Here is a 22,337-nt window from a genome sequence, read left to right on the forward strand (position 1 = left end):
CAACTTTGTCGCGTTCATTTATCATCACTCTCTGTTCGCTGACGCCTGGCCTTGATGCCGCGGCGTATTGGAATCAATGGACATTGCCTGGGGATGCACGCGTTTGAGTACCAAGCTGATTACCAAAGAAGGTCATGAAGCGCTGAAGAAAGAGCTGGATTACCTGTGGCGAGAAAAGCGGCCGGACACCACACGCAAAGTGACCTGGGCCGCTTCCTTGGGAGACCGCAGCGAAAACGCGGACTACCAGTACAACAAGAAGCTGCTGCGTGAGATCGATCGGCGGGTGCGCTACTTGCGCAAGCGCCTGGAAGACATGCGCGTGGTCGAGTACATGCCCGAGCAGGAAGGGCGAGTCTTTTTTGGTGCCTGGGTCGATATTGAAAACGAGCAGGGTGAGACCAAGCGTTTTCGTATTGTCGGCTATGACGAGATTTATGAGCGGATGGATTACATTTCCATCGATTCGCCCATGGCTCGCGCGTTGTTGCGCAAGCAAGTCGATGATGAGGCCATCGTACAGACCCCGAGTGGCGAAGTGTGCTGGTGGATTACCGGTATCGAGTATGTGAAGTAGGCAAGGATGGCCCGTGCTCTGTGAAGAGCACGGGCCATCGGCGTTTCAGCCTTCGCGTAATACCGTCAGTGGACTGGCATTCAGCGCGCGGCGCGTTCCGAAGACCCCGGCGCCACCGATCAACACGGCACCGATCAATGGCAGGAGCAACAACCAGGGGTGCGGGTGCCAGACCAGGTCGAAGGCATAACGGTACAACACCCAGGTCACCAACTCGGTGCCCAGTGCCGCAAGCAAGCCACTGACTGCACCCAGCAAGCCGAATTCGATGCGCCGTGCCTTGACCAGCAACTTGCGTTCCGCGCCTAGCGCACGCAATAACGCGCCCTGACGGATTCGCTCATCCAAGGTCGCCTGCAAGCCGGAGAACAGCACCGCCATCCCCGCGGCCAGGACAAACAGCAGCACATATTCCACCGCCAGGGTCACTTGGGCGAGGATGCTGCGCAGTTGTTCCAGCAGGGCTTCGACCTGCAGGATCGTCACGGCCGGAAAGGCGCGTGACAGGTCGACGATCTGCTGGTCGTGGCCGGGGGCCAGGTAGAAGCTGGTCAGGTAGGTGGCTGGCAAGTCCTTCAAGGTGCCCGGCTGGAAAATCATGAAGAAATTGGGCTGGAAGTTATCCCAATTGATGGTGCGCAGGCTGGTGACCCGCGCTTCACGATTTTCACCGCCGACACTGAACACCAGATGGTCATCAAGCTTGAGCTTCAAGCTTTGTGCGACCTTGGCTTCTACCGAGACCCCGGGGATATCATCGGGCGCTTGTTGCGCCCACCAGGCGCCGGCGGTGAGGGTGTTGCCCGGTGGCAGGTCGGCAGCCCACGTCAGGCTCAGGTCACGTTGCACGGCACGATCGCCGCTGGAGTCCTTGCTGACAATTTCCTGTACCGGTTCGCCATTGATGCTGATCAGTCGGCCTGGCACCACCGGATACAGCGGCGCCGATTGCGCCTGCAGGTCCAGCAGGCGTGCACCAAAGGCTTCCTTGTCGGCGGGCAGGATGTTCAGCGCGAAGTAGTTGGGGGCGTCCTTGGGCAACTGGTTTTGCCAGGTGTCGAGCAACTCGCCGCGCAGCAGGGCGATCAAGCCCATGGACAAGAGGATCAGGCCAAACGCCAGGGACTGGCCGGCCGCCGCCAATGGGTGTCGCAGCAACTGGCCCAGGCCCAGGCGCCAGGGCAGGGATGCGCGGGCCAACAGGCGGCGCAGGCTTTGCAACAGCAGCAGGAGCAGGCCGCCGAGGATCAGCGCGGCGACCACGCCTCCGCCCAGCAAGGCGAAGGTCAGCACCAGGTCAAGGCTCAGGCGCCACATGATCAGGCCCAGGGCGAACAGCGCCGCGCCATAGACCATCCAGGTGCTGGAAGGAATAGGCAGCAGGTCGCGCCGCAGCACGCGCAGCGGCGGTACACGGCCCAGCGCCGCCAGTGGTGGCAGGGCGAAGCCGGCGAGGGCAACCAGCCCGGTGCCGATCCCGGCAACCGCCGGTAACAGCCCGCCCGGTGGTACGTCTGCGGGGAGCAGGTCGTGGAGGAAATAGAACAGGCCGAACTGCGCCAGCCAGCCGAGCACGGCGCCGGTCAGGCTGGCCAGCAGTCCCAGTACGCTCAGTTGCAGGCTGAACAGCAGCATGGTTTCGCGGCGTGACAAACCGAGACAACGCAACAACGCGCTGGCATCGAAACGTCGGCTGGCAAAACGGTTGGCCGATAGCGCTACGGCGACCCCCGCCAGCAGCACGGCCACCAGGCTGGCCATGTTCAGGTAGCGTTCGGCCTTGCCCAGGGCGCCGCCGATCTGCTGGTTGCCGTCCCGCGAATCCTGCAGGCGCTGGTTGGCGGCGAGCCCCGGCTTGACCAGGTCACGATAGGTTTGCAACGCCGTGCTGCCTTGCGGCCCACGCCACAGTTCGCGGTAGCTGACACGGCTGCCGGGTTGCACCACGCCAGTAGCGTCCAGGTCCGCCAGGTTGATCATCACCCTCGGTGTGAGGCTGTAGAAATTGCCGGCGCGATCCGGTTCGTAGGTCAGTATGCGGGCCAGGCGTAGGGTCTTCATGCCGACATCGATGCTGTCGCCAACCTTGAGGCCCAGTGCCGTCAGCAACCGCGCTTCCACCCAGGCTTCACCAGGTTTCGGGCCGCCGCCTGGGGTTTCATCCCCAAAGGGAGCGGCTGCGCTCTTCAGCTCGCCGCGCAGCGGGTACTGCTCGTTGACCGCCTTGATGCTGGAGAGTTGGATGCCGCTGTCGGCGGCGATGACGCTGGAGAACTCCACGACGCGCGCGTGATCGAGGCCCAGTTCGGTGCCGGAGCGGATCTGCTCCGGGCGTGCGGGCGAGCTGCCTTCAAGTACCAGGTCGGCGCCAAGAAACTCGGTGGCCCGCAACATCATGGCGCCGTTGAGGCGCGCACCGAAGTAACCGATGGCGGTACTGGCCGCCACGGCCACCAGCAAGGCGAAGAACAATACGCGCAATTCGCCGGCGCGGGCATCGCGCAGTAATTGGCGCATGGCAAGACTGAACAGGCGCAACAGCGGCAAACGTGCCATCAAGGCTCCAGGGGCGCGACCATCGGGCCGGCTTCAAGGCGGATCAGGCGTCGGCAACGATGGGCCAGACGCTCATCATGGGTGACGAGCACCAGGGTCGTGCCGTTCTCTTTATTGAGCTCGAACAGCAGGTCGCTGATTCGCTCGCCGGTATGGCTGTCGAGGTTGCCGGTGGGTTCATCGGCAAACAACACGTCCGGTTCGGCGGCGAACGCGCGGGCGATGGCCACACGTTGTTGCTCGCCCCCGGACAGCTGGCGCGGCGAGTGGGTCAGGCGTTGGCCCAGGCCGACGCGTTCGAGCAAGTGCTTGGCGCGCTCGCGAGCGTCTTTGCGGCCATCGAGTTCCAAAGGCAGCATGACGTTTTCCAGGGCGTTGAGGCTGTCGAGCAACTGGAAGGATTGGAAGACGAAACCCACGTGCTCGGCGCGGATGCGCGCGCGCTGGTCTTCGTCGAGGCTGCTCAGGGCTTGGCCGGCAAGGGTGACTTCGCCGCTGCTGGGCAGGTCGAGCCCGGCCAATAGGCCGAGGAGGGTGGATTTGCCGGAACCCGAGGCGCCGACGATAGCCAGGCTATCGCCCTGGTTCAGTTCCAGGCTCAGTTCGTGCAGGATAGTCAGTTCACCTTCCGCGCTGGGAACCACTTTGCTAAGGTTTCGCGCGGTGAGAATGCTTGCGCCCATGGAGAATCCGATGCGAATGTGGTTTTTGAGTGCTGGCCTGGCCTTGATGTGCATGGCCCAGAACGCAGCGGCGGGTACAGTCCTGATCGTTGGCGATAGTATCAGTGCCGGTTTCGGACTGGATACCAGCAAAGGGTGGGTAGCCTTGCTGGAACAACGGCTCAAGCACGAAGGTTTCGACGACAAAGTGGTCAACGCCTCCATCAGTGGCGATACCAGTGCCGGAGGCCTGGCGCGGCTGCCGGCGGCGCTTGCAGCGCATCAGCCGGACGTTGTGATCATCGAACTGGGAGGCAATGACGGCTTGCGTGGGCAGCCTCCCGCACAATTGAAACAAAATCTTGCATCGATGATCGACCAGTCCAAGTCCAAGGGCGCCAAGGTGCTGCTGTTGGGCATGCAGTTGCCACCCAACTACGGCCCGAGATACACCCAGGCGTTCGCCGAAGTCTACGGTGCGCTGGCCAAGGAGAAGAGCGTCCCGTTGGTGCCGTTTTTTCTCGACGGGGTCGGCGGCCATCCCGAGTTGATGCAGGCCGATCAACTGCACCCGGCGGTCGGCGCCCAGGGCAAGTTGCTGGAAAATGTATGGCCGACGCTAAAACCGCTGCTATGACGCTTTTCTACCGGCAGGCTTTCGGCTAAGGTGGCGCCCCCCCGATTTGGAGCCCTCGATGTCGCGTCCTGCCTGGTCCTTGTTTAACTACCAACTGATCGAGCCGGACGAGCAGCTGGATCTGTTCGCCTGCCAGGAAGTCCGGGTGCATCTGGTCGCGCGTCAACTGGAGTTGGGGGGCTCGATCGACCGCACGCTCTGCGGCACGTTATTGCCTGCGCAGCCACGCTGGTCGTCGGTGGATCGCTCGATCTTCCAGGACCAGCGGCTGTGCCCTCTGTGCCGGGCGATCCTCGAATCCCAGAAGCGCGGCACGCCGCCAATCTGGCCGGAGCTGCGTTTCGAGCTGTAGGGGCCGCGACAAGCTTGCAGCTAGCCGCCCGCTTCACGTATACAATCGATTTTTACCTACCCGTCGTTCTGCGAAGGATTTACCGGATGTTGTCGCGCCTTTCCGTCGTCACCTGCTGCCTGTCTCTTGCTGCCCTGTGTGCGTCTGGCTCTGCCGCCGCCTTGCAGTTGCCCTTGCCACCACCCGGTGAAGACATTGTCGGCCAGGTCCAAGTGATCAAGGCCAAATACGAAGACACCTTTGCCGACCTGGGTACCACCTACGACCTCGGGTACTCGGAGATGGTCGCCGCCAACCCGGGCGTCGATGCCTGGTTGCCCGGCGCGGGCACCGAGATCGTGCTGCCGACGCAGTTCATCCTGCCGCCAGGCCCTCGCGAAGGTATTGTGATCAACCTCGCCGAATACCGTCTCTACTACTATCCGAAGGGCCAGAACGTCGTCTACACCTTCCCGCTGGGGATTGGTCGTGAAGGCTGGGGCTCGCCGGTCGCCCATACCAGCATTATCGCCAAGACGCCGAACCCGACCTGGACCCCGCCCGCCTCGATCAAGGCTGAGCATGCCGCCGAGGGCGACCCGCTGCCGAATGTCGTGCCCGCCGGCCCGGACAACCCCCTGGGGCCGTTCAAGTTCACGTTGGGCACGCCGGGTTACCTGATCCACGGTTCCAACAAGAAGTTCGGTATCGGTACGCGTACCAGCCATGGCTGCTTCCGCATGTTCAACAACAACGTGCTGGAGATGGCCAGCATGGTGCCGGTGGGCACGTCGGTGCGCATCATCAACGATGCCTACAAGTTCGGCAGCCGCGGTGGCAAGGTGTACCTGGAAGCGCATACGCCCCTGAACGACGACGGCACCCCTTCGGTGGTCGACAAGCATACGGCGGTGATCAACGCCCTGCTCAAGCGTGAAGACCTGGCCAATCACCTGCGGGTGAACTGGGATCAGGTGCGTGATGTGGTGGCTGCCGAAGATGGCCTGCCGACTGAGATCGGTGTGCCGAGCGCAGCGCCGATGGTGTCGAGCACGCCGATCGACCTGCAGCAGTAAGCCTGCTTGACCCAAATCCCGCTTCGGCCTTGCGCCGGGGCGGGATTTTTATTGCCTGTTCCCGCCGGGAGCGTGAAATTCAGGCAATAAAAAAGCCGATCCAAAAATGGATCGGCTTGATAACAACCCCGAAGGATTATTACTTCTTGCTTGCTTTTTCAAGCATGCGCAGAGCGCGCTCGTTAGCTTCGTCAGCAGTCTGTTGTGCTTTTTGAGCAGCAGCCAGAGCTTCATCAGCTTTACGGTAGGCTTCGTCTGCACGAGCCTGGGAGCGAGCTGCTGCGTCTTCAGTTGCAGTCAGACGAGCTTCGGTTTCTTTGGAGACGCTGCTGCAACCGGTAGCCAGAACTGCGGCCAGAGCCAGAGCAGAGAATTTCAGAACGTTGTTCATCGTGTTCCCCTTCAAGGACTTTCTATTAAATGGCTACTTTCTCAGGGTGAGCTAATAGCCGGCGTACATACTACCCATTACTTGTAGTAAGTAAACTGACGTAGCGCAAGAAGCAAAAAAAATTCTTGTGCCGAATCTATTTTGGCTAATCTTTTGGCAGTTTGTATAAAAAGTGTTCAATTTTTTGCAGTCGCAGGAGGATTGAGGCCGGGCTGAAATCGCCGCCCCGCATGCGTTAGGCCTTGTAAATAGATGAAGATTTATATAAAGAAGCTGACACTTTCGTTCCGGTCGCCGTTACCGCCCCAGGCATCTTTTGCGCATGTAGAGGTGACTTTAAGAGCGGCAGTTCGTCTCAAGGTTCAACTGCCGGCAATGTTCAGGCTATCGGTCACCGGTTGATCGAGGCTCTTTCTATATCCACCAGTGGCAGGGATGACGAGCGCGCCTTGAGCAATTGCGGGATTGGTGCCTACTATTCTCTACGTGCTGGTTGTGAGCGCTCAGGGTTTTCTCGTTGTCGAAACCGGCACGGGGTGGCGTAGATGTTCCTTCGCCGGAAAAACATCGGTAAGGTAGGGGTCAAAATTCAAGACCCGCGAGGAGTAGTGATGAGCGAGGCGTTGTCCATCCACCATGACCAGGCTGGTCATCAGTTCGAGACCAATGTGGACGGTCATCGTGCCTACCTGACCTACATGGACCTCGGGAAGCAGACCCTGGATATCTATCGGACCTTCGTGCCCAACGCACTGCGAGGCCGTGGCATTGCGGCCGCGTTGACCGAGGAGGCGCTGAAGTTCGCCGAAGAAGCCGGTTATACGGTGATCCCGTCGTGCTCCTATGTCGAACGCTACATGGAGCGGCATCAGCGCCACGCCGCTAAACTGTAAGGCAGTGACAGCACCATGAAAAACGCCGGGCCATGGCCCGGCGTTTTTGTGTGCGCCCAATTCAGATACAGGTGCGGTCTCAGTTGCGTTTGCGCTTGGGCAATACGTCCTTGAGCTTGGCATGCATGCTGCGCAGGGTGTTCTCGGTGGCAGTCCAGTCGATGCAGGCATCGGTGATCGACACGCCGTACTGCAGGTCGGCGAGGTCCTTTGGAATCGCCTGGCAACCCCAATTCAGGTGGCTCTCGACCATCAGGCCAATGATCGACTGGTTGCCCTCGAGGATCTGGTTGGCAACGTTTTCCATCACCAACGGTTGCAGGGCCGGGTCCTTGTTGGAGTTGGCGTGGCTGCAATCGACCATGATGTTCGGCTTGATCTTGGCCTTGGCCAGCGCCTGTTCGCACAGCGCAACGCTGACCGAATCATAGTTGGGCTTGCCGTTGCCACCGCGCAGCACCACGTGACCGTAGGCGTTGCCCTTGGTGGTGACGATGGAGACGCCGCCTTCCTGGTTGATCCCCAGGAACCGGTGAGGGCTGGAAACCGATTGCAGCGCGTTGATCGCTACGGTCAGGCCGCCGTCGGTGCCGTTCTTGAAGCCCACGGCTGAGGACAGGCCGGACGCCATTTCGCGGTGGGTCTGGGATTCAGTGGTGCGCGCGCCGATGGCCGACCAACTGATCAGGTCCTGCAGGTACTGCGGGGAGATCGGGTCGAGGGCTTCGGTGGCAGTGGGCAGGCCCATTTCGGCCAGGTCCAGCAGCAACTTGCGACCGATATGCAGACCGTCCTGGATCTTGAACGAGTCGTCCAGGTACGGGTCGTTGATCAAGCCTTTCCAGCCGACGGTGGTACGCGGCTTCTCGAAATACACGCGCATCACCAGGTACAAGGTGTCGGACACTTCCGCCGCCAGCACCTTGAGGCGCTCGGCGTATTCGTGGGCAGCCTTGAGGTCGTGGATCGAGCAAGGCCCGATGACGACGAAGAGGCGGTGGTCAGTGCCGTCGAGAATGTCACGGATGACTTCGCGACCCTTGGTGACGGTCTGCAGGGCAGCGTCGCTCAAGGGGATTTCGCGCTTGAGCTGATCAGGTGTGATCAGCGTCTCGTTGGATTCGACGTTAAGGTCATTGATCGGTAAATCAGCCATCGTGTTACTCGTCAGGGTCACGGGTGCCGGCCGCCAGCCATCCCCGTGCGGCGGAGCACAGCATGATTTGAATGCAGGGGGGAGGAACCTTAGCGCGTAACACGGGCCCGCGACAATGGGCAAAGCCGGCTTTAATCCAGTGCTGGCTGCACAAGCGCCTCATGGGAGAACTCGCCGGCATGGCGCGAAACCCATTCGCGGGCCAGTGCCTCGACCTGCTGGGGCGTCGGCTCGGTATCTACGTGCAGGCGGCAGTAGCGTTCGATCTGGCACACTTGCTCGCCCATTCTTGCACCGAACAAGGCATGTTCATCGGTAAAGGCAACCCCCACGCGATAGCCACTGCCAGCCTTGCGACACCACGCCACATAGCCCGGATAACGGGCGCTGGTGCCCAGTGAGGGAATGCGAAACTCGATCGCGGTACCCTGGCGCCAGGCGCGCGGGCAATTGCAGGCGATGCCACTCAGGCCGATAGTGTGCAGGCGTTGGCGGGGAAGGGGGGGAGCGGGACGTTGGATCAACAGGGCAGCGACATCATCAGGGTGAGGTAAAAAACGACCCATGTACACGGACTCCGAGCACCGTTCAGTTGACGGCGGTGGCAGCAGTATAGTGAAGGAACAGGTATTGACCGACCTGGATATTGACCAGCAATTGCTGGCTTTGCCAGGCATTTCGCTCGTCGTGTTCGTCAGCGAGGGGTGTTCCAGTTGCCGCTGGGCACGCCAGCAGGTGCCGGGCTGGCGTTTGCCCGTGGACCGGGTGTGCTGGGTCGATGCCGGGCACAACGGCGGTGCGGTGGAACGCTACGAGATCTTTCATTTGCCGGCGCTGTTCGTGGTGTGCGAGGGTCAATTCCTTGGGCAAATACACACACCGATCGTGGCTGCCGAGCTTGCCGACGCCATTAATCAAGCACTTACCCGTACTCCAGAGGATTTGCCATGACCGTACAGTCGCCCCGCATCGGTATTATCGGCACAGGTGCCATCGGTGGTTTCTATGGCCTGATGCTGGCGCGCGCCGGGTTCGACGTGCACTTCCTGCTGCGCAGCGAATATGCGGCGGTCAGCGAACGTGGCCTGCACCTCAACAGTACGGTGCATGGCCGCTTGCACCTGCACCCGGTGCAGGCCTATGCCCGCGCCGCTGACATGCCGCCGTGCGATTGGCTGCTGGTGGGCACCAAATCCACCGGTAACCCGGAGTTGGCCCCCACCCTTGCTCAGATCGCGGCGCCGGACGCCAAGGTCGTGTTGCTGCAAAACGGCCTCGACGTCGAAGACAGCCTGCGCGAGCACTTGCCGTCGTCGCTGCATCTGCTCGGCGGCCTGTGCTATATCGGCGTGCATCGCTCCGGGCCCGGCGTCGTCGAGCATCAGGCCCTGGGCCGGGTCAACCTGGGGTACCACAGCGGTACTGCGGCCAACGATGAAGCTCGTCAGAAAGCGATTGTCGAAGAGGGCGCCGCGTTGTTTCATCAGGCGGGCATTGAGTCTCAGGCCATGGCCAACGTGCACCTGGCGCGCTGGCATAAACTGGTGTGGAACGTGCCCTACAACGGTCTCTCCGTGCTGTTGGGCGCGGGAACCACGGCCATGATGGCGGACGAATCCAGCCGGGAACTGATCCAGGCGCTGATGGCCGAAGTGGTGCAGGGCGCCCATGCCTGCGGCCATCAAATTCCGGCCAGCTATGCCGAGCAGATGTTCACCATGACCGAGACCATGGACGACTACCTGCCGAGCATGTACCACGACCACGTGCACAAACGCCCGTTGGAGCTGGCCGCCATCTACGCCCGGCCACTGGCCGCCGCCAAGGCCGCCGGTTGCGAATTGCCGCGGATGCAGGCGCTGTACCAGGCCTTGAGTTTTATTGATCGGCATAACCGCTGATTCGGAGGAAAGCACATGGCGAATGGACTGGGCGACAAACTGGTGCTGGCGATTTCATCGCGGGCGCTGTTCGACCTGAGCGAGAGCCATAAGGTCTACCTGGCCGAAGGGGTCGAGACCTACCGCAAATACCAGATCGAACATGAGGAAGAAATCCTGGAGCCCGGTGACGCGTTCCCGCTGGTCAAGAAGCTGCTGAGCCTCAATGCCAGCCTGGGCCGCGCCCGGGTCGAGGTGGTGCTGGTGTCGCGCAACAGTGCCGACACTGGGTTGCGCGTGTTCAATTCGATCCAGTATTACGATCTGGATATTTCCCGCGCAGCCTTCGTAGGAGGGCGTAGTCCTTATCCTTATTTGGCGGCATTTGGTTGCCATCTGTTTCTTTCCACCCATGCTGAAGATGTGCGCAGTGCCCTTGACGCCGGGTTTGCCGCTGCGACGATTCTGTCGGGCGGTGCACGCCGGGCGTCGAGCGAGGAATTGCGGATCGCGTTTGACGGGGATGCGGTGCTGTTTTCCGATGAGTCCGAACGTGTCTACCAAAGCGGTGGCTTGGCGGCATTCCAGGCCAGCGAGCGCGAGTCGGCGCGCCAACCGTTGCACGGTGGTCCGTTCAAAGGCTTCCTCGCCGCACTCAACCTGTTACAGCGTGAGTTTCCCGACGAGGCGTGCCCGATTCGCACGGCCTTGGTCACAGCCCGTTCAGCACCGTCCCACGAGCGCGTGATTCGTACCTTGCGCGAATGGGATATCCGCCTGGACGAATCGTTGTTTCTTGGCGGGTTGGAAAAATCCGCGTTTCTGGAGGCCTTCGCCGCCGATGTGTTTTTCGATGACCAGGCCGGTCATTGTGAGAAAGCCAGAGAGGTGGTGGCCACCGGGCATGTGCCCCATGGCATCAGTAATGAGGTGAAGATTCAGGCCGAGAGCTAAGTCAGTCGAACTCGCCGAGGCGCTGCTAAGCTCATTCAATCCCCGCCATCCTGGCAGTCCAGGAGGTTCTATGATTCGTTCGATGCTGTACGCCACGGACCTTGGTCTGTATGCGCCTTATGTGATGCAACATGCACTGGCGCTGGCGCGAACGTTCAAGGCCGACCTGTATGTGATCCATGTGGTCGAGCCCATCGGCTTGTTCGCCGAATCGGTGTTGCAGAGCTACCTTGATGAGAAAGCCCTGAACGAATGGCAGAGCCAGGGGCTGACCACGGTGATGGCGACGATCGAGCAGCGTGTGCTGGAGAGCTTTCGCGAAGAGTTGGGGGAAGGTGCGCTGGACCTGAAGTTGATCCGTTCGGTACGAGTGATCCAGGGGGACCCTTGCGAAGTGATCCTTGGTCAGTCACAGAAACTCTCCGTGGATTTGCTGATCGTAGGTAGTCATACCCAAACCGTCGGGGTGGCAACACCCTTGGGGCGAACCGCTGCGCGAGTGCTCCAGTTGTCCCAGGTACCGGTCTATCTGGTACCGCTGTTGCAGCGTCGGCGCAGTGATGACATGTGATCGGTCAATGAAGGATAAAAAGTTCTAGATTTATCTGTCGAACCTTTAATATAGTTATATACCGTCGCTGATACCCGTGGCGTCTATCTGCTTTGAGGGACACATATGAAGCTTCAACAACTGCGCTACATCTGGGAAGTGGCGCACCACGACCTCAACGTTTCCGCTACCGCTCAAAGCCTTTACACCTCGCAACCCGGTATCAGCAAGCAGATCCGCCTGCTCGAAGACGAGTTGGGCGTCGAAGTGTTCGCACGCAGCGGCAAGCACCTGACCCGTGTCACTCCAGCCGGTGAGCGCATCATTACCACCGCTGGCGAGATCCTGCGCAAAGTCGAGAGCATCAAGCAGATCGCCCAGGAGTTCTCCAACGAGAAGAAGGGGACCCTGTCGATCGCCACCACCCATACCCAGGCGCGTTATGCATTGCCGCCGGTGATCCGCGATTTCATCAAGCAGTACCCGGACGTGGCCCTGCACATGCACCAGGGTTCGCCGATGCAGATCGCCGAAATGGCGGCTGACGGCACCGTCGACTTTGCCATTGCCACCGAGGCCCTGGAGTTGTTTGGCGACTTGGTGATGATGCCGTGCTACCGCTGGAACCGCTGCGTTGTCGTGCCCCAAGGTCACCCGTTGGCCAAGCTGCCGAAGCTGACCCTGGAAGCCCTGGCGGAATACCCGATCGTGACTTACGTGTTCGGTTTTACCGGCCGTTCCAAGCTCGACGAAGCCTTCAGCCATCGCGGTCTCACGCCGAAAGTGGTGTTCACCGCAGCCGATGCCGACGTGATCAAAACCTATGTTCGCCTGGGCCTGGGCGTGGGGATTGTCGCCAAGATGGCGGTCGACACGCAGCTCGATAAAGACCTGGTCGTGCTCGACGCCAGCGAGTTGTTCGAGTCCAGCGTGACCAAGATCGGTTTCCGTCGCGGTACTTTCCTGCGTGGCTTCATGTGCGACTTCATCGAGAAGTTCGCCCCGCACCTGACCCGCGAAGTCATGGCCAAGGCGATCCAGTGCCACAACAAGCAGGAATTGGAAGAGCTGTTCGACGGCGTAGAATTGCCCGTCCATTAAGTGGTTTATCTGGCCTCGGTAACCGTAAAGTGTTGCCGGGCGCCTGCCACCAGAATCTCCACCTCATCACCTTCGAACTTGCCCAGCAGGCTTTTGCCCAGGGGGGAGCGCGGGGTGATGACGGTCACCGGTTGCCCCACCACATCCACCTTCAAGCCCGCCGCATCCGGTGCCAGGAACAGCCACTGCTGGCGGCCATTCTCGTCCTCCAGGCCCAGTAGCGTGCCGACTTCTATGCCACGTTGATCATCGTACGCACGCAGTGGCAGGTTCTGGCACAGCGCCAGCGACTGCTTGATTTCCTCGACGCGTTTGGCCTGTCCGGCCGCCAGGTAAGATGCCTCGAGTCCGAGGGTGTCGTATTTGTTTTCGGCGATATTTTCTTCGTGGGTCGCGGTTTCGTAGGCGGTCTGCGCGGCGCGCTGTGCAATATCGAGGTCGACGGTGAGTTTTTCCAGAATCAACTGGAGGACGGCGTGTTTATTCATGGCTGTGCTTGATCATTCGCAAAATTGCAGGACATTGGCCTTGCTCTTTTCATTCGGCGCGTTCTGGTCCTGTTGCAACCAGAACTGGCATTTTGGGTTGGACAGGTTGCGCGCATTGTTGCGCGCCTGGTCCAGGGTCTGCTGTTGTTCCTGCTTGCGAAGGTTGTCTTGATACTGCTCGAACATACGGTTGGGTGGTTCCGGTGCAGCAGGGGCCGGTTTGCCGAGTTGCTGAACGGCCTGGGCTACGGGGGCCAGGCTTTGCGGGAACAGGTAGCGCGACGCCAGCCAAGTGGTCAACGCAATGGCGATGAACCCCAGCCACACGCCGAGGGCGATGGCGACACAGAGCTTGAGCAACGACAATGGGCGATCAGACATGGCGGCCTCCTGGCAGGCATTTGTGGCGTGGCGGCGATTGTCGCACAGCCACTGTGCAGAATAATCGCGATCAAGCCTTCTGCATCAGGGCATTTATGCGGACAATCGAGCCTTTGAGCGTTGGAGCCCGGAATGAAAGCCCGCTGGGATATTTTTTGCAGCGTCGTCGACAACTATGGCGACATCGGCGTGACCTGGCGCCTGGCCCGGCAACTGGTGGTAGAGCACGGTTGTGATGTGCGTTTGTGGGTCGATGACTTGCGGGCGTTCGAGCGCCTGTGCCCTGAGATTGACGTGCAGTCGGGGCAGCAATGGCAAGAGGGCGTTGACGTGCATCATTGGCCGGCGGATTGGGCTGCCACGCCGTCCGCTGATGTGGTGATCGCCGCTTTTGCCTGCCAATTGCCCCCTGACTACATGGAAGCCATGGCCGCGCGCGCGCGTACGCCGTTATGGATGAACCTCGACTACCTCAGTGCCGAGGAGTGGGTGGTGGGTTGCCATCGCCTGCCTTCGGTGAAGTTCAAAGGGGTACAGAAGTACTTCTTTTTCCCCGGTTTTCGGCCGGGTACCGGTGGTCTGTTGCGCGAGGCCGGTTTGCTGCAACAGCGCCAGGCGTTTCAACAGGATGCCGCTGCGCAGCAACAATTCCTGCGCTCCTTGGGCGTACTTCCTGCAACCGGTACGCGGCTGATGTCACTGTTCGCCTACGAAAATGCCGGCCTCGCCAGCTGGCTTGACGTTCTTTCGACGGATGGGCGTGCCACTCATCTGTTGGTTCCGGAAGGCCGCATCCTCGGTGATGTGCAGCGTTGGCTCGGGGTCGATGGGTTGGAGGCGGGGGACGTCCACCAGCGCCAAGCCCTGACCGTGCAGGTGCTGCCCTTCGTGCGCCAGGAGCAATATGACCGCCTGCTGTGGTGCTGCGAGTTCAATGCCGTACGTGGCGAAGACTCCTTCGTGCGCGCCCAGTGGGCCGGGCGTCCTTTGCTGTGGCACATCTATCGCCAGGACGAAGACATCCACCTGGACAAGCTCGACGCCTTCCTGCAGTTGTACACCGCTGCATTATCGCCGGCCGCCAGGGCGGCGTTGGTTGCGCTTTGGCAGGCCTGGAATACGGACGGCGATATGGCGCAGCCGTGGAAAAGACTGCTGGAACACTGGCCGGAAGTGAGCGCACACGCCGAAACGTGGTGTCTGGAACAAGGCTTGCAGGCCGATCTTGCGACGGCGCTGGTACAGTTTTATGAAAGTTGGATATGATACGCGACCTTGATTTTTGTAAACCCCATCCAAATTTCGGATATCTGCAATGAAAACTGGTAAAGAACTGAAACCCGGTATGGTGATCCGTATCGACAACGATCCTTGGTTGGTTCAGAAAGCTGAGTTCACCAAGTCGGGCCGTAACAGCGCGATCATGAAGACCAAGCTGAAGAACCTGCTGACCGGTTACAAGACCGAAACCGTTTACAGCGCCGATGACAAGCTGGACGACGTGATCCTCGACCGTAAAGAAGCGACCCTGTCGTTCATCAGCGGCGACGCCTACACGTTCATGGACACCACTGACTACACCATGTACGAGCTGAACGCTGAAGACATCGAAGCCGTTCTGCCGTTCATTGAAGAAGGCATGACCGACGTCTGCGAAGCTATTTTCTTCGAAGAGCGCCTGGTTTCCGTAGAGCTGCCGACCACCATCGTGCGTAAGGTTGCCTACACCGAAGGTTCCGCTCGCGGCGACACTTCGGGCAAGGTGATGAAGCCTGCCAAGCTGGCTAACGGTACCGAGCTGCAAGTTGCCGATTTCATCGAAATCGACGACCTGATCGAAATCGACACCCGCGAAGGTGGTTCGTACAAAGGCCGCGCCAAGAAGTAATTCTGGCCCCGCTGATACGAAAAAAAGCCCGACCTTGAGTCGGGCTTTTTCGTGGGCGCTGCTTTTTACTTCAGGTGTTGCTTCAGCTCCTGCGATGCCTGCAGCAAGGCCGAACGCACCGCTGGCACTTGGCTGACCACATTGAGCAAGCCGTAGTCGTGGATCATGCCGTTATAGCGCACGGCGGTCACTGGGACGCCGGCCTGGTCCAGCTTGCGCGCATAGGCTTCGCCCTCGTCCCGCAGCACGTCGGCACCGGCCGTCTGAATCAGCGCGGGCGGCAAGCCCTTGAGCTGATCGGTGGTCGCCCGCAACGGCGAGGCGTAGATCTCGGCCCGCTGCTTGGCGTCGGTGGTGTAGTTATCCCAGAACCACTTCATCATGTTCCTGGTGAGGAAGTGCCCTTCGGCGTACTGGTTGTAGGACGCTGTCTCGAAGTTGGCATCGGTCACCGGCCACAGCAGCAACTGGAACTTGATCGCGGGTGTGCCCTTGTCCTTGGCCATCAGGCTGACGACGGCTGCCATATTGCCGCCGACGCTATTGCCCGCGACCGCCAGGCGTTTGCCGTCGACGTTGATGTCCTTGCCGTGCTCGGCGACCCATTTGGTTGCGCCATAGGCCTGGTTGATCGCCACCGGGTAGTGCGCTTCCGGTGAAGGCGTGTAGTTGACGAAGACCGCAACGGCCCCCGAACCCACCACCAGATCGCGCACCAGGCGCTCGTGAGTCGGGTAATCGCCCAATACCCAGCCGCCGCCGTGGAAGAACATGAACACCGGCAATGTGCCCTTGACCCCGGCTGGCCGCACGATGGTCAGGCCCAGCGGCTGGCCATCGACCTGGATGGTCTTCTGGCTGACGTCTGCCTTGGGCAAGGTCAACTTCACACCCGCCTGAGCTCCCGTCAGCACGGCACGGGCGTCCTTGGGCGTCAGTTGCTCCATCGGCTTGCCGGTGCCGGCGTTCAAGACATCGAGGAATGCCTGGGTGTTGTGCTCGACATCATCCGTCGCCGCGAACGCGTGGGTGATGGACAGGGCGAGCAGGGTGCCAGTAAGCGCTTTGCCAAATCTGTTCATGTTCTTCTCCAGGTGTCGCAGCAGGGTTAGACGGTTACGTGCAGGCGCACATCGACGTTGCCACGGGTGGCGTTGGAGTAAGGGCAAACCTGGTGAGCCGCGTCGACCAGGCTTTGCGCATCGTCCTGAGCCAGGCCGGGCAGGCTGATGTGCAGGTCGATGTCCAGGCCGAAACCGCCGGGGATCTGGCCGATACCGACATGAGCCGTGATCGAGGCGTCATCCGGGATCTTGCGTTTGGTCTGGCTGGCGACGAATTTCAGGGCGCCGATAAAGCAGGCCGAGTAGCCGGCGGCGAACAGTTGCTCAGGGTTGGTGGCCTGGCCACCGGCACCGCCCAGTTCTTTAGGTGTGGAGAGTTTGACGTCGAGGATGTTGTCGCTGGAAACAGCACGACCGTCACGGCCGCCAGTGGAAGTGGCTACTGCGGTGTAGAGAGTTTGCATGGTGTGGTCCTCTTGGTTTATAGCGCTAAATGTTTGCGCGCTAAGTAGTTGGTGAGGCGAATGTATAGCGCTAATGTTTTGTGCGCAAGATAAATTTACAAATATTTTTGTGGGGCGCTACAAAGCAATATGGGAGGGCGCTTGCTCCCGATGGTGGTGGGTCAGTCAATAGATTGGTTGACTGACCCACCACCATCGGGAGCAAGCGCCCTCCCACATGTTGAGTGTTTTGCTGTTGTGTTTAGATCGCGTTCTGCAGGTTGCCTCGCAACGCAATCAAATCCGCCTGCAACTTGCGCAGTTGCTCCAGCTCCAAGCCGCTGGCACCGAGGATGCACTGTGGGACCCCCATGGCCTTTTCCTGCAAGGTACGCCCGGCCTCGGTCAGTTCCACGACGACCACGCGTTCATCTTCGCGGCTACGAGTGCGGCTGAGCAGGCCCTCGGCCTCCAGGCGCTTGAGCAGGGGCGTCAGCGATCCTGGATCAGTCAGCAGGCGGCTGCTGATTTCGCCGACGGTCAAGCCATCTTCTTCCCACAACACCATCATTGCCAGGTACTGCGGGTAGGTCAGGCCAAGCGCTTGCAGCAGTGGCTTGTAGACCTTGGTCATCAGCAATGACGTGGAGTGCAGGGCGAAACACAGCTGGTTGTCCAGCAGCAGGGATTCGCAAGGGGCGGGATTTTTGCTCATGGCGGGGCCTCGAAAAAGCGTCAATGGCCTGGAATCTAGCGGGCAAATCTTTAATGCGCCAGATAATTCTGGCCGAGCGGTCAGGCCAGTCCGCTTTGCAATGCCAGATCCCAGGGCGGCACGGGGCTGAAACGGGATTTCAGGTATTCCAGCAACAACCGGCTGCGTGCATTCGGCTGTTGCTCCAGGCGCAGCGCATAGATCCCGGTGGTTTCCGGGCTGGGCAGGCCGTTTTCACAAAACAGTGGCAACAATTCGCCACGCACCAGGTATTCACTGGCCAGCCAGGTCGGCAGGTGGGCGATACCCAACCCGGCGAGGGCCCCTGACAGCAGGGCTTCAGCGTTGTTGGCGCTCATGCGGATACGTTGCGGGCGATAGGTGGCGCGGCGCCCGTCCAGTTCGAAGCGCCAGGCGAACATCGGCGCCAGGCCATCCCAGTCCAGGCCGTCGTGTTCGCTCAGTTCCCGCGGATGAGTCGGCGTGCCGCGGCTTTTCAGGTAGGCCGGGCTGGCACAGGCGATGCGCACGATACTGGCGAGCGGCGTGGCAATCAGCCGGGTATCGACGATATGCCCGGCGCGCAATATCAGGTCGACCTTGCCCAAATGCGCGCCCTGCATATCGACAAAACTGTCGATCAAATGCAGGTGCACATCCAGTCCCGGATACACATTCAGGAAGTCTGCAATCACCGGTGCCAGATGCCGTCGCCCGAAAGCCGCCGGGGCGTCCACGCGAATCAATCCTTCCGGCGCGTGGCTCAGGGAGACGGCTTCGGCTCGCGCCAGTTGCAACTCGCTGACAATCCGCCGCGCCCGCTCGGCAAAGGCCAGGCCGGCCGGTGTCGGCACCACCGCATGGGTGCTGCGCTGGAACAAGCGGCTGCCCACCGAATTTTCCAGGCTGTCGATGCGCCTGGCCACCGCCGAGGGCGTCAGTGGATGGCGGCGTGCGGCCGCGGAGAAGCTACCCGACTCCAATACATCGAGGAACAGGCTCAGTTGGTCGGTGAGGGTATTGGGGTTCATGGGCAAATGCTTGTGCGAAATTGGCACAGCCATTGTGCGTCGCTATGCATATCCGCGCCAGGGCCGACTGCGTAGCATGCAAGGCCTGGGATTTGTGGAGTGGCAAGTGGTGTTGGATCTAGCGATGTACTTGGTATTGGGCGCGGCCCTGGGCACGATGGGCGGTTTGTTTGGCATCGGGGGCGGGCTGATTGCCATCCCGGTGCTCGGCGTATGGTTCGGCCTGGATCAGCAGATTGCCCAAGGCACTGCCTTGGTGATGGTGGTGCCCAACGTGATGCTCGCCCTGTGGCGCTATCACCAGCGTAACCGTATCGAGCTGCGCCACGCATTGCCGCTGGGCGTGATGGGTTTCAGCTTTGCCTGGCTGGGCTCGATCTGGGCGGTGGGCCTGGATGCCGGCGCGATGCGTATCGGTTTTATTGTCTTTCTGGTGGCATTGTCGGCCTACAACCTGGTGCGCATGTTCACGCGTAATGCACCGCCGACTGCGCAGATGCGTTATTCCTGGCCATGGCTCGGGGTGTTGGGTGCCGTCTCCGGGTCCATGGGCGGCTTGTTTGGCGTGGGGGGCGCAGTGGTTGCCACGCCGGTGCTGACCAGTGTGTTTGGCACCACTCAGGTGGTCGCCCAAGGGTTGTCCCTGGCCCTGGCGCTGCCGAGCACGAGCGTCACCCTGGCCACCTATGCCTGGCACCATGAGGTCGACTGGATGATCGGCATCCCGCTGGCGCTCGGTGGCCTGCTCAGCATCAGTTGGGGCGTGAAAGTCGCCCATGCGCTGCCGGAGCGGTTATTGCGCGGGTTGTTCTGCGGCTTCCTGGTGGTGTGCGCGGTGATGCTGACCTTTAAAGTTTGAAACCTTCGACGATGTAATCGGCTAGGCAATCGGTGATGGGCGAGGCCATCAGCGGGTTACGCAACAAGCGCAGGTTCATCGACGGCAAGGGGGGGAAGCCGTCGTCGCTGCCGAGCACACGCAGGTCGTCGGTGACCAGGCTTTCCATGCTGACCATGGCCGCGAGGCCGGCGCTGACCACGGCCTGGATCGCCGCCCCGTTGGAGCTGTGATAGGCCAGGCGATAATCCCGTCCGGTCGTCTCCAATGCTGCGCAGGCCCACTGGGTGTAAAGGCAGTCGTCGCCAGAAACGGCCAGTGGCAAGGCGTCGTGTTCGTCCGTGCAGAAGCACGGCGCTGCCGCCCACACCATGCGCTCGGTGCGCAACAACTCACCGAGGTCGTTGCCCGGTTCGCGACTGATCACCGTCAACGCCAAGTCCTGTCGCTGCATCAGCACCGTTGAGGACTCACAGTGCATCTCGATCTGGATCAGTGGGTAAGCCTTGGAAAACTGTTTGAGAATGCCAGGCAGAAAACGCATCACGTAGTCATCCGGCGTGCCGATCCGTACCAGCCCGACCATATGGGGCTCGCGCAACGTGTTGAACACTTCGCTGTGCAGTTTCAGGATGCGCCGCGCATACCCCAGCAGCACCTGGCCTTCGGGCGTCAGCCGTACCTGGCGACCGTCGCGCTCGAATAACTTGCGCTGCAACACATCCTCTTCCAGGCGCTTCATCTGCATGCTCACCGCCGACTGTGTGCGGTTGACTCGTTCACCTGCACGGGTAAAACCGCCCAGGTCGGCGATGGCGACGAAGGTGCGTAGCACTTCGGTGTCGATGCTGGGGTAGCCGGACAATTGATCAATCTCCGAGATGTATTGCATAAGAAACATTCGTTGGATTGATCATAAGGCCAGGTACACACTCGCGTCATCCCCACGGGAGGGCGAGAAGATGAAAGGTCAAAGAGGTTTTGTGTGGCTGGCGAAGCGGCCGCTCTTCGGGCTGTTGCAGACGCTCGTGCGTTGGCAGACGCTGCGCCATGAGCGTCAGTTGTTGGCGACGTTGAGCGACGCGGCGCTCAAGGATATCGGGCTTAGTCGTGCCGACGTGGTGCGGGAAAGCCACTGGCATTTCTGGGAAGACCCGCTGCGAAAATGACCTGGGATGCAGTAGGGTAGGTCGCGAGCACCCAAGGAGATGTCCATGCCCGCTGAACTGTCCTTTTCCCTCAAGCAAGCTCGACGCATGGCGCTGGCCGCCCAGGGATTTTCCGGGCGCCCGGCGCCTGCGCTGATCAGGGCCGCGCACCTCAATCGTGTGATTGAGCGCCTCGGTGTGTTGCAGATCGATTCGGTGAACGCCGTGGTGCGCTCCCACTACCTGCCGCTGTTTTCCCGCTTGGGCACTTACTCCCCTTTGCTGCTTGAACAGGCCGCCTGGAGCCAGGGGCGACGGCGCTCGCTGTTCGAGTATTGGGGGCATGAAGCTTCGCTGCTGCCGATGGCGTTGTACCCGTTGATGCGTTGGCGCATGCAACGGGCGCAGCAGGGGCAGGGGATCTATCAGCAGATGGCGCGGTTCGGGCGTGAGCAGCAGGCCACGATCCAGCGCGTTCTGAAGATCGTCGAGCAACAGGGCGCCCTGGGTGCTGGCAGCCTGTCTACCCGCGAAGAGCGTGCCGGCCCCTGGTGGGATTGGAGTGATGAAAAGCACGCGCTCGAATGGCTGTTTGCCGCAGGCCTGGTCACCGTTGCCGGCCGGCGCGGGTTTGAGCGGCTCTATGATTTGCCGGAGCGGGTGATTCCGGATGAGGTGCTTCAAGCCTCGGTGAGTGAAGCCGACGCCCAGCGTGGTTTGTTATTGCACAGCACGACCGCGTTAGGCATCGGGACTGAAAAAGACCTGCGCGATTACTTCCGTCTGGAGCCTGCCGACAGTCGCAGTCGCCTGGCTGAACTGGTGGAGGACGGGCAATTACTGAGCTGTCAGGTGCAAGGTTGGAAGCAGCCGGCGTATTGCCTGCCCGAGCCGAAGGTGCCACGCAAGGTGTCGGCCAGCGCATTGCTGTCGCCGTTCGATTCGCTGATCTGGGAGCGTAGTCGCACCGAGCGGCTGTTCGATTTCCGTTATCGGTTGGAGATCTACACCCCGCAGGACAAGCGGGTGTACGGCTACTACGTGCTGCCGTTCTTGCACAACGAGCGCATTGCCGCGCGAGTCGACCTGCGTGCCGAACGCGCCAATGGGCGCCTGGCCGTGCACGCGGTGCACGAGGAAGAGCCGGGGCTGGATGAGGAGGGGATGCAGGCGTTGGCGCTGAACCTGCGGCAAATGGCCGACTGGCTGGGGCTGGAACACCTCCAGCTCAATTGCCAGCGGCCCAGTGCCGCCCGGTTGCGGATAGCCATGCTGCACTTGTAAGCGCACGGTACTTGTGTGGTGAACAAGCGTGTTGCGGCAAGCGGGTTTGATTGTGGCGAGCGGGCTTGCCCCGCGTTGGGCTGCGAGGCCGCCCCAATAAGGTCACCGCATTTCTTCTTGTTGAACCGGGAGACTGGTTTTAGGGCCGCTACGCGCCCCAACGCGGGGCAAGCCCTAATGCCGTTCAGTTAAGGCTTTTTTGTAGGAGCGAGCTTGCTCGCGAAGAACTCACAGGCGCCGCGTTCACTCAGGAAACACGCGTTATCGTTGACGTTTTTCGCGAGCAAGCTCGC

Annotated in this window: 27 protein-coding genes; 15 read left to right on the forward strand and 12 right to left on the reverse strand. The window is 60.8% G+C overall.

What is annotated here, in order from left to right; translation table 11 throughout:
* Nucleotides 1–103 precede the first annotated feature (103 nt).
* The gene (gene greB, locus AC1Q6I_RS26855) at nt 104–577 is read left to right on the forward strand and encodes a transcription elongation factor GreB (protein WP_041161124.1); all 474 of its coding nucleotides are present in this window, start codon (nt 104–106) and stop codon (nt 575–577) included.
* Nucleotides 578–622: 45 nt separating this feature from the next.
* Here the strand turns inward: greB and AC1Q6I_RS26860 are convergent, their stop codons facing one another.
* Together AC1Q6I_RS26860 and AC1Q6I_RS26865 are read right to left on the reverse strand one after the other, a co-directional pair.
* Nucleotides 623–3,133: an ABC transporter permease gene (locus AC1Q6I_RS26860; protein ID WP_024074205.1), complete on the reverse strand. Its 2,511-nt coding sequence runs from the start codon at nt 3,131–3,133 to the stop codon at nt 623–625.
* Nucleotides 3,133–3,816: an ABC transporter ATP-binding protein gene (locus AC1Q6I_RS26865; protein WP_102625164.1), complete on the reverse strand. Its 684-nt coding sequence runs from the start codon at nt 3,814–3,816 to the stop codon at nt 3,133–3,135. The genes AC1Q6I_RS26860 and AC1Q6I_RS26865 overlap by 1 nt, the downstream gene beginning before the upstream one ends.
* A 10-nt stretch (nt 3,817–3,826) precedes the next feature.
* Here AC1Q6I_RS26865 and AC1Q6I_RS26870 point away from each other — a divergent pair, with 10 nt between their 5' ends.
* The 3 genes from AC1Q6I_RS26870 to AC1Q6I_RS26880 all read left to right on the forward strand — a co-directional run bounded on the left by AC1Q6I_RS26870 (nt 3,827) and on the right by AC1Q6I_RS26880 (nt 5,839).
* On the forward strand, nt 3,827–4,432 hold the full coding sequence (locus AC1Q6I_RS26870) for an arylesterase (protein WP_024074207.1): 606 nt from the start codon (nt 3,827–3,829) through the stop codon (nt 4,430–4,432).
* A gap of 58 nt (nt 4,433–4,490) precedes the next feature.
* Nucleotides 4,491–4,784 carry a hypothetical protein gene (locus AC1Q6I_RS26875; RefSeq protein WP_016972348.1) on the forward strand — a complete coding sequence of 98 codons (294 nt, stop codon included), beginning with the start codon at nt 4,491–4,493 and terminating at the stop codon, nt 4,782–4,784.
* Between the two features lie 86 nt (nt 4,785–4,870).
* Complete coding sequence (locus AC1Q6I_RS26880; protein WP_024074209.1) at nt 4,871–5,839, forward strand: L,D-transpeptidase family protein; 969 nt, start codon at nt 4,871–4,873, stop codon at nt 5,837–5,839.
* A 139-nt stretch (nt 5,840–5,978) separates the two neighbouring features.
* Here the strand turns inward: AC1Q6I_RS26880 and oprI are convergent, their stop codons facing one another.
* Nucleotides 5,979–6,230, reverse strand: a complete 252-nt coding sequence (gene oprI, locus AC1Q6I_RS26885; protein ID WP_024074210.1) for an outer membrane lipoprotei OprI — start codon at nt 6,228–6,230, stop codon at nt 5,979–5,981.
* A 611-nt stretch (nt 6,231–6,841) separates the two neighbouring features.
* Between oprI and AC1Q6I_RS26890 the strand changes: the two genes are divergently transcribed.
* Nucleotides 6,842–7,123, forward strand: coding sequence for a GNAT family N-acetyltransferase (locus AC1Q6I_RS26890; protein ID WP_003189869.1), 282 nt, complete (start codon nt 6,842–6,844; stop codon nt 7,121–7,123).
* Between the two features lie 79 nt (nt 7,124–7,202).
* Here the strand turns inward: AC1Q6I_RS26890 and AC1Q6I_RS26895 are convergent, their stop codons facing one another.
* Nucleotides 7,203–8,279, reverse strand: a complete 1,077-nt coding sequence (locus AC1Q6I_RS26895) for a 3-deoxy-7-phosphoheptulonate synthase (RefSeq protein ID WP_024074212.1) — start codon at nt 8,277–8,279, stop codon at nt 7,203–7,205.
* Nucleotides 8,280–8,410: 131 nt separating this feature from the next.
* On the reverse strand, nt 8,411–8,845 hold the full coding sequence (locus tag AC1Q6I_RS26900; RefSeq protein ID WP_102625165.1) for a PilZ domain-containing protein: 435 nt from the start codon (nt 8,843–8,845) through the stop codon (nt 8,411–8,413).
* Here AC1Q6I_RS26900 and AC1Q6I_RS26905 point away from each other — a divergent pair.
* The 5 genes from AC1Q6I_RS26905 to cysB all read left to right on the forward strand — a co-directional run bounded on the left by AC1Q6I_RS26905 (nt 8,844) and on the right by cysB (nt 12,764).
* Entirely contained in the window at nt 8,844–9,230 is a 387-nt protein-coding gene (locus AC1Q6I_RS26905) for a YbbN family protein (protein WP_024074214.1), read from the forward strand. The two genes, AC1Q6I_RS26900 and AC1Q6I_RS26905, sit on opposite strands and share 2 nt — an antisense overlap.
* On the forward strand, nt 9,227–10,180 hold the full coding sequence (locus tag AC1Q6I_RS26910) for a putative 2-dehydropantoate 2-reductase (protein ID WP_024074215.1): 954 nt from the start codon (nt 9,227–9,229) through the stop codon (nt 10,178–10,180). The genes AC1Q6I_RS26905 and AC1Q6I_RS26910 overlap by 4 nt, the downstream gene beginning before the upstream one ends.
* Before the next feature lie 15 nt (nt 10,181–10,195).
* Nucleotides 10,196–11,113, forward strand: coding sequence for a 5'-nucleotidase (locus tag AC1Q6I_RS26915; RefSeq protein WP_024074216.1), 918 nt, complete (start codon nt 10,196–10,198; stop codon nt 11,111–11,113).
* A gap of 70 nt (nt 11,114–11,183) precedes the next feature.
* Nucleotides 11,184–11,684 (forward strand): universal stress protein, encoded by a 501-nt coding sequence (locus tag AC1Q6I_RS26920; protein WP_024074217.1) that lies wholly within the window; start codon nt 11,184–11,186, stop codon nt 11,682–11,684.
* 105 nt (nt 11,685–11,789) lie between these two features.
* A complete protein-coding gene (gene cysB, locus AC1Q6I_RS26925; RefSeq protein ID WP_017849520.1) occupies nt 11,790–12,764 on the forward strand; it encodes an HTH-type transcriptional regulator CysB in 975 nt (324 codons plus the stop codon).
* A gap of 5 nt (nt 12,765–12,769) precedes the next feature.
* On the opposite strand, the gene AC1Q6I_RS26930 is transcribed toward cysB, so the two are convergent.
* Together AC1Q6I_RS26930 and AC1Q6I_RS26935 are read right to left on the reverse strand one after the other, a co-directional pair.
* Nucleotides 12,770–13,252 carry a GreA/GreB family elongation factor gene (locus AC1Q6I_RS26930; RefSeq protein WP_024074218.1) on the reverse strand — a complete coding sequence of 161 codons (483 nt, stop codon included), beginning with the start codon at nt 13,250–13,252 and terminating at the stop codon, nt 12,770–12,772.
* A gap of 12 nt (nt 13,253–13,264) precedes the next feature.
* Nucleotides 13,265–13,633, reverse strand: coding sequence for a hypothetical protein (locus AC1Q6I_RS26935; protein ID WP_069075549.1), 369 nt, complete (start codon nt 13,631–13,633; stop codon nt 13,265–13,267).
* 132 nt (nt 13,634–13,765) lie between these two features.
* Here AC1Q6I_RS26935 and earP point away from each other — a divergent pair, with 132 nt between their 5' ends.
* The gene (gene earP, locus AC1Q6I_RS26940) at nt 13,766–14,899 is read left to right on the forward strand and encodes an elongation factor P maturation arginine rhamnosyltransferase EarP (protein WP_102625166.1); all 1,134 of its coding nucleotides are present in this window, start codon (nt 13,766–13,768) and stop codon (nt 14,897–14,899) included.
* A 49-nt stretch (nt 14,900–14,948) separates the two neighbouring features.
* Nucleotides 14,949–15,521, forward strand: a complete 573-nt coding sequence (locus AC1Q6I_RS26945) for an elongation factor P (RefSeq protein WP_024074221.1) — start codon at nt 14,949–14,951, stop codon at nt 15,519–15,521.
* A 65-nt stretch (nt 15,522–15,586) separates the two neighbouring features.
* On the opposite strand, the gene AC1Q6I_RS26950 is transcribed toward AC1Q6I_RS26945, so the two are convergent.
* From AC1Q6I_RS26950 to AC1Q6I_RS26965, 4 genes are all read right to left on the reverse strand, one after another.
* Nucleotides 15,587–16,603 carry an alpha/beta hydrolase gene (locus AC1Q6I_RS26950; protein ID WP_069075547.1) on the reverse strand — a complete coding sequence of 339 codons (1,017 nt, stop codon included), beginning with the start codon at nt 16,601–16,603 and terminating at the stop codon, nt 15,587–15,589.
* A 26-nt stretch (nt 16,604–16,629) separates the two neighbouring features.
* A complete protein-coding gene (locus AC1Q6I_RS26955; protein ID WP_024074223.1) occupies nt 16,630–17,049 on the reverse strand; it encodes an organic hydroperoxide resistance protein in 420 nt (139 codons plus the stop codon).
* A 241-nt stretch (nt 17,050–17,290) separates the two neighbouring features.
* Nucleotides 17,291–17,743, reverse strand: coding sequence for a MarR family winged helix-turn-helix transcriptional regulator (locus AC1Q6I_RS26960; protein WP_024074224.1), 453 nt, complete (start codon nt 17,741–17,743; stop codon nt 17,291–17,293).
* 80 nt (nt 17,744–17,823) lie between these two features.
* Nucleotides 17,824–18,774, reverse strand: a complete 951-nt coding sequence (locus AC1Q6I_RS26965; protein ID WP_024074225.1) for a LysR family transcriptional regulator — start codon at nt 18,772–18,774, stop codon at nt 17,824–17,826.
* Between the two features lie 109 nt (nt 18,775–18,883).
* Between AC1Q6I_RS26965 and AC1Q6I_RS26970 the strand changes: the two genes are divergently transcribed.
* Nucleotides 18,884–19,633: a sulfite exporter TauE/SafE family protein gene (locus AC1Q6I_RS26970; RefSeq protein WP_102625065.1), complete on the forward strand. Its 750-nt coding sequence runs from the start codon at nt 18,884–18,886 to the stop codon at nt 19,631–19,633.
* Here the strand turns inward: AC1Q6I_RS26970 and AC1Q6I_RS26975 are convergent.
* Nucleotides 19,623–20,504, reverse strand: coding sequence for a LysR family transcriptional regulator (locus AC1Q6I_RS26975; RefSeq protein ID WP_024074227.1), 882 nt, complete (start codon nt 20,502–20,504; stop codon nt 19,623–19,625). The two genes, AC1Q6I_RS26970 and AC1Q6I_RS26975, sit on opposite strands and share 11 nt — an antisense overlap.
* Nucleotides 20,505–20,574: 70 nt before the next feature.
* Here AC1Q6I_RS26975 and AC1Q6I_RS26980 point away from each other — a divergent pair, with 70 nt between their 5' ends.
* Nucleotides 20,575–20,781: a DUF1127 domain-containing protein gene (locus tag AC1Q6I_RS26980; protein ID WP_024074228.1), complete on the forward strand. Its 207-nt coding sequence runs from the start codon at nt 20,575–20,577 to the stop codon at nt 20,779–20,781.
* Nucleotides 20,782–20,826: 45 nt separating this feature from the next.
* On the forward strand, nt 20,827–22,044 hold the full coding sequence (locus AC1Q6I_RS26985) for a winged helix-turn-helix domain-containing protein (RefSeq protein WP_102625063.1): 1,218 nt from the start codon (nt 20,827–20,829) through the stop codon (nt 22,042–22,044).
* The last annotated feature ends 293 nt before the right edge of the window (nt 22,045–22,337 follow it).

It is taken from the genome of Pseudomonas sp. MPR-R2A5, from assembly GCF_058793055.1.

Bases quoted from the DNA above. Each gene is read 5' to 3' on its own strand.
- AC1Q6I_RS26965 (WP_024074225.1), bottom strand. From the start codon at position 18,774: ATGAACCCCAATACCCTCACCGACCAACTGAGCCTGTTCCTCGATGTA.
- AC1Q6I_RS26935 (WP_069075549.1), bottom strand. From the start codon at position 13,633: ATGTCTGATCGCCCATTGTCGTTGCTCAAGCTCTGTGTCGCCATCGCC.
- AC1Q6I_RS26900 (WP_102625165.1), bottom strand. From the start codon at position 8,845: ATGGGTCGTTTTTTACCTCACCCTGATGATGTCGCTGCCCTGTTGATC.
- oprI (WP_024074210.1), bottom strand. From the start codon at position 6,230: ATGAACAACGTTCTGAAATTCTCTGCTCTGGCTCTGGCCGCAGTTCTG.
- AC1Q6I_RS26950 (WP_069075547.1), bottom strand. From the start codon at position 16,603: ATGAACAGATTTGGCAAAGCGCTTACTGGCACCCTGCTCGCCCTGTCC.
- AC1Q6I_RS26980 (WP_024074228.1), top strand. From the start codon at position 20,575: ATGAAAGGTCAAAGAGGTTTTGTGTGGCTGGCGAAGCGGCCGCTCTTC.
- AC1Q6I_RS26945 (WP_024074221.1), top strand. From the start codon at position 14,949: ATGAAAACTGGTAAAGAACTGAAACCCGGTATGGTGATCCGTATCGAC.
- AC1Q6I_RS26915 (WP_024074216.1), top strand. From the start codon at position 10,196: ATGGCGAATGGACTGGGCGACAAACTGGTGCTGGCGATTTCATCGCGG.
- AC1Q6I_RS26920 (WP_024074217.1), top strand. From the start codon at position 11,184: ATGATTCGTTCGATGCTGTACGCCACGGACCTTGGTCTGTATGCGCCT.
- AC1Q6I_RS26955 (WP_024074223.1), bottom strand. From the start codon at position 17,049: ATGCAAACTCTCTACACCGCAGTAGCCACTTCCACTGGCGGCCGTGAC.
- AC1Q6I_RS26910 (WP_024074215.1), top strand. From the start codon at position 9,227: ATGACCGTACAGTCGCCCCGCATCGGTATTATCGGCACAGGTGCCATC.
- AC1Q6I_RS26890 (WP_003189869.1), top strand. From the start codon at position 6,842: ATGAGCGAGGCGTTGTCCATCCACCATGACCAGGCTGGTCATCAGTTC.
- cysB (WP_017849520.1), top strand. From the start codon at position 11,790: ATGAAGCTTCAACAACTGCGCTACATCTGGGAAGTGGCGCACCACGAC.
- AC1Q6I_RS26960 (WP_024074224.1), bottom strand. From the start codon at position 17,743: ATGAGCAAAAATCCCGCCCCTTGCGAATCCCTGCTGCTGGACAACCAG.
- AC1Q6I_RS26875 (WP_016972348.1), top strand. From the start codon at position 4,491: ATGTCGCGTCCTGCCTGGTCCTTGTTTAACTACCAACTGATCGAGCCG.
- AC1Q6I_RS26870 (WP_024074207.1), top strand. From the start codon at position 3,827: ATGCGAATGTGGTTTTTGAGTGCTGGCCTGGCCTTGATGTGCATGGCC.
- AC1Q6I_RS26860 (WP_024074205.1), bottom strand. From the start codon at position 3,133: ATGGCACGTTTGCCGCTGTTGCGCCTGTTCAGTCTTGCCATGCGCCAA.
- AC1Q6I_RS26930 (WP_024074218.1), bottom strand. From the start codon at position 13,252: ATGAATAAACACGCCGTCCTCCAGTTGATTCTGGAAAAACTCACCGTC.
- AC1Q6I_RS26985 (WP_102625063.1), top strand. From the start codon at position 20,827: ATGCCCGCTGAACTGTCCTTTTCCCTCAAGCAAGCTCGACGCATGGCG.
- AC1Q6I_RS26865 (WP_102625164.1), bottom strand. From the start codon at position 3,816: ATGGGCGCAAGCATTCTCACCGCGCGAAACCTTAGCAAAGTGGTTCCC.
- earP (WP_102625166.1), top strand. From the start codon at position 13,766: ATGAAAGCCCGCTGGGATATTTTTTGCAGCGTCGTCGACAACTATGGC.
- AC1Q6I_RS26975 (WP_024074227.1), bottom strand. From the start codon at position 20,504: ATGCAATACATCTCGGAGATTGATCAATTGTCCGGCTACCCCAGCATC.
- AC1Q6I_RS26880 (WP_024074209.1), top strand. From the start codon at position 4,871: ATGTTGTCGCGCCTTTCCGTCGTCACCTGCTGCCTGTCTCTTGCTGCC.
- AC1Q6I_RS26895 (WP_024074212.1), bottom strand. From the start codon at position 8,279: ATGGCTGATTTACCGATCAATGACCTTAACGTCGAATCCAACGAGACG.
- AC1Q6I_RS26905 (WP_024074214.1), top strand. From the start codon at position 8,844: ATGTACACGGACTCCGAGCACCGTTCAGTTGACGGCGGTGGCAGCAGT.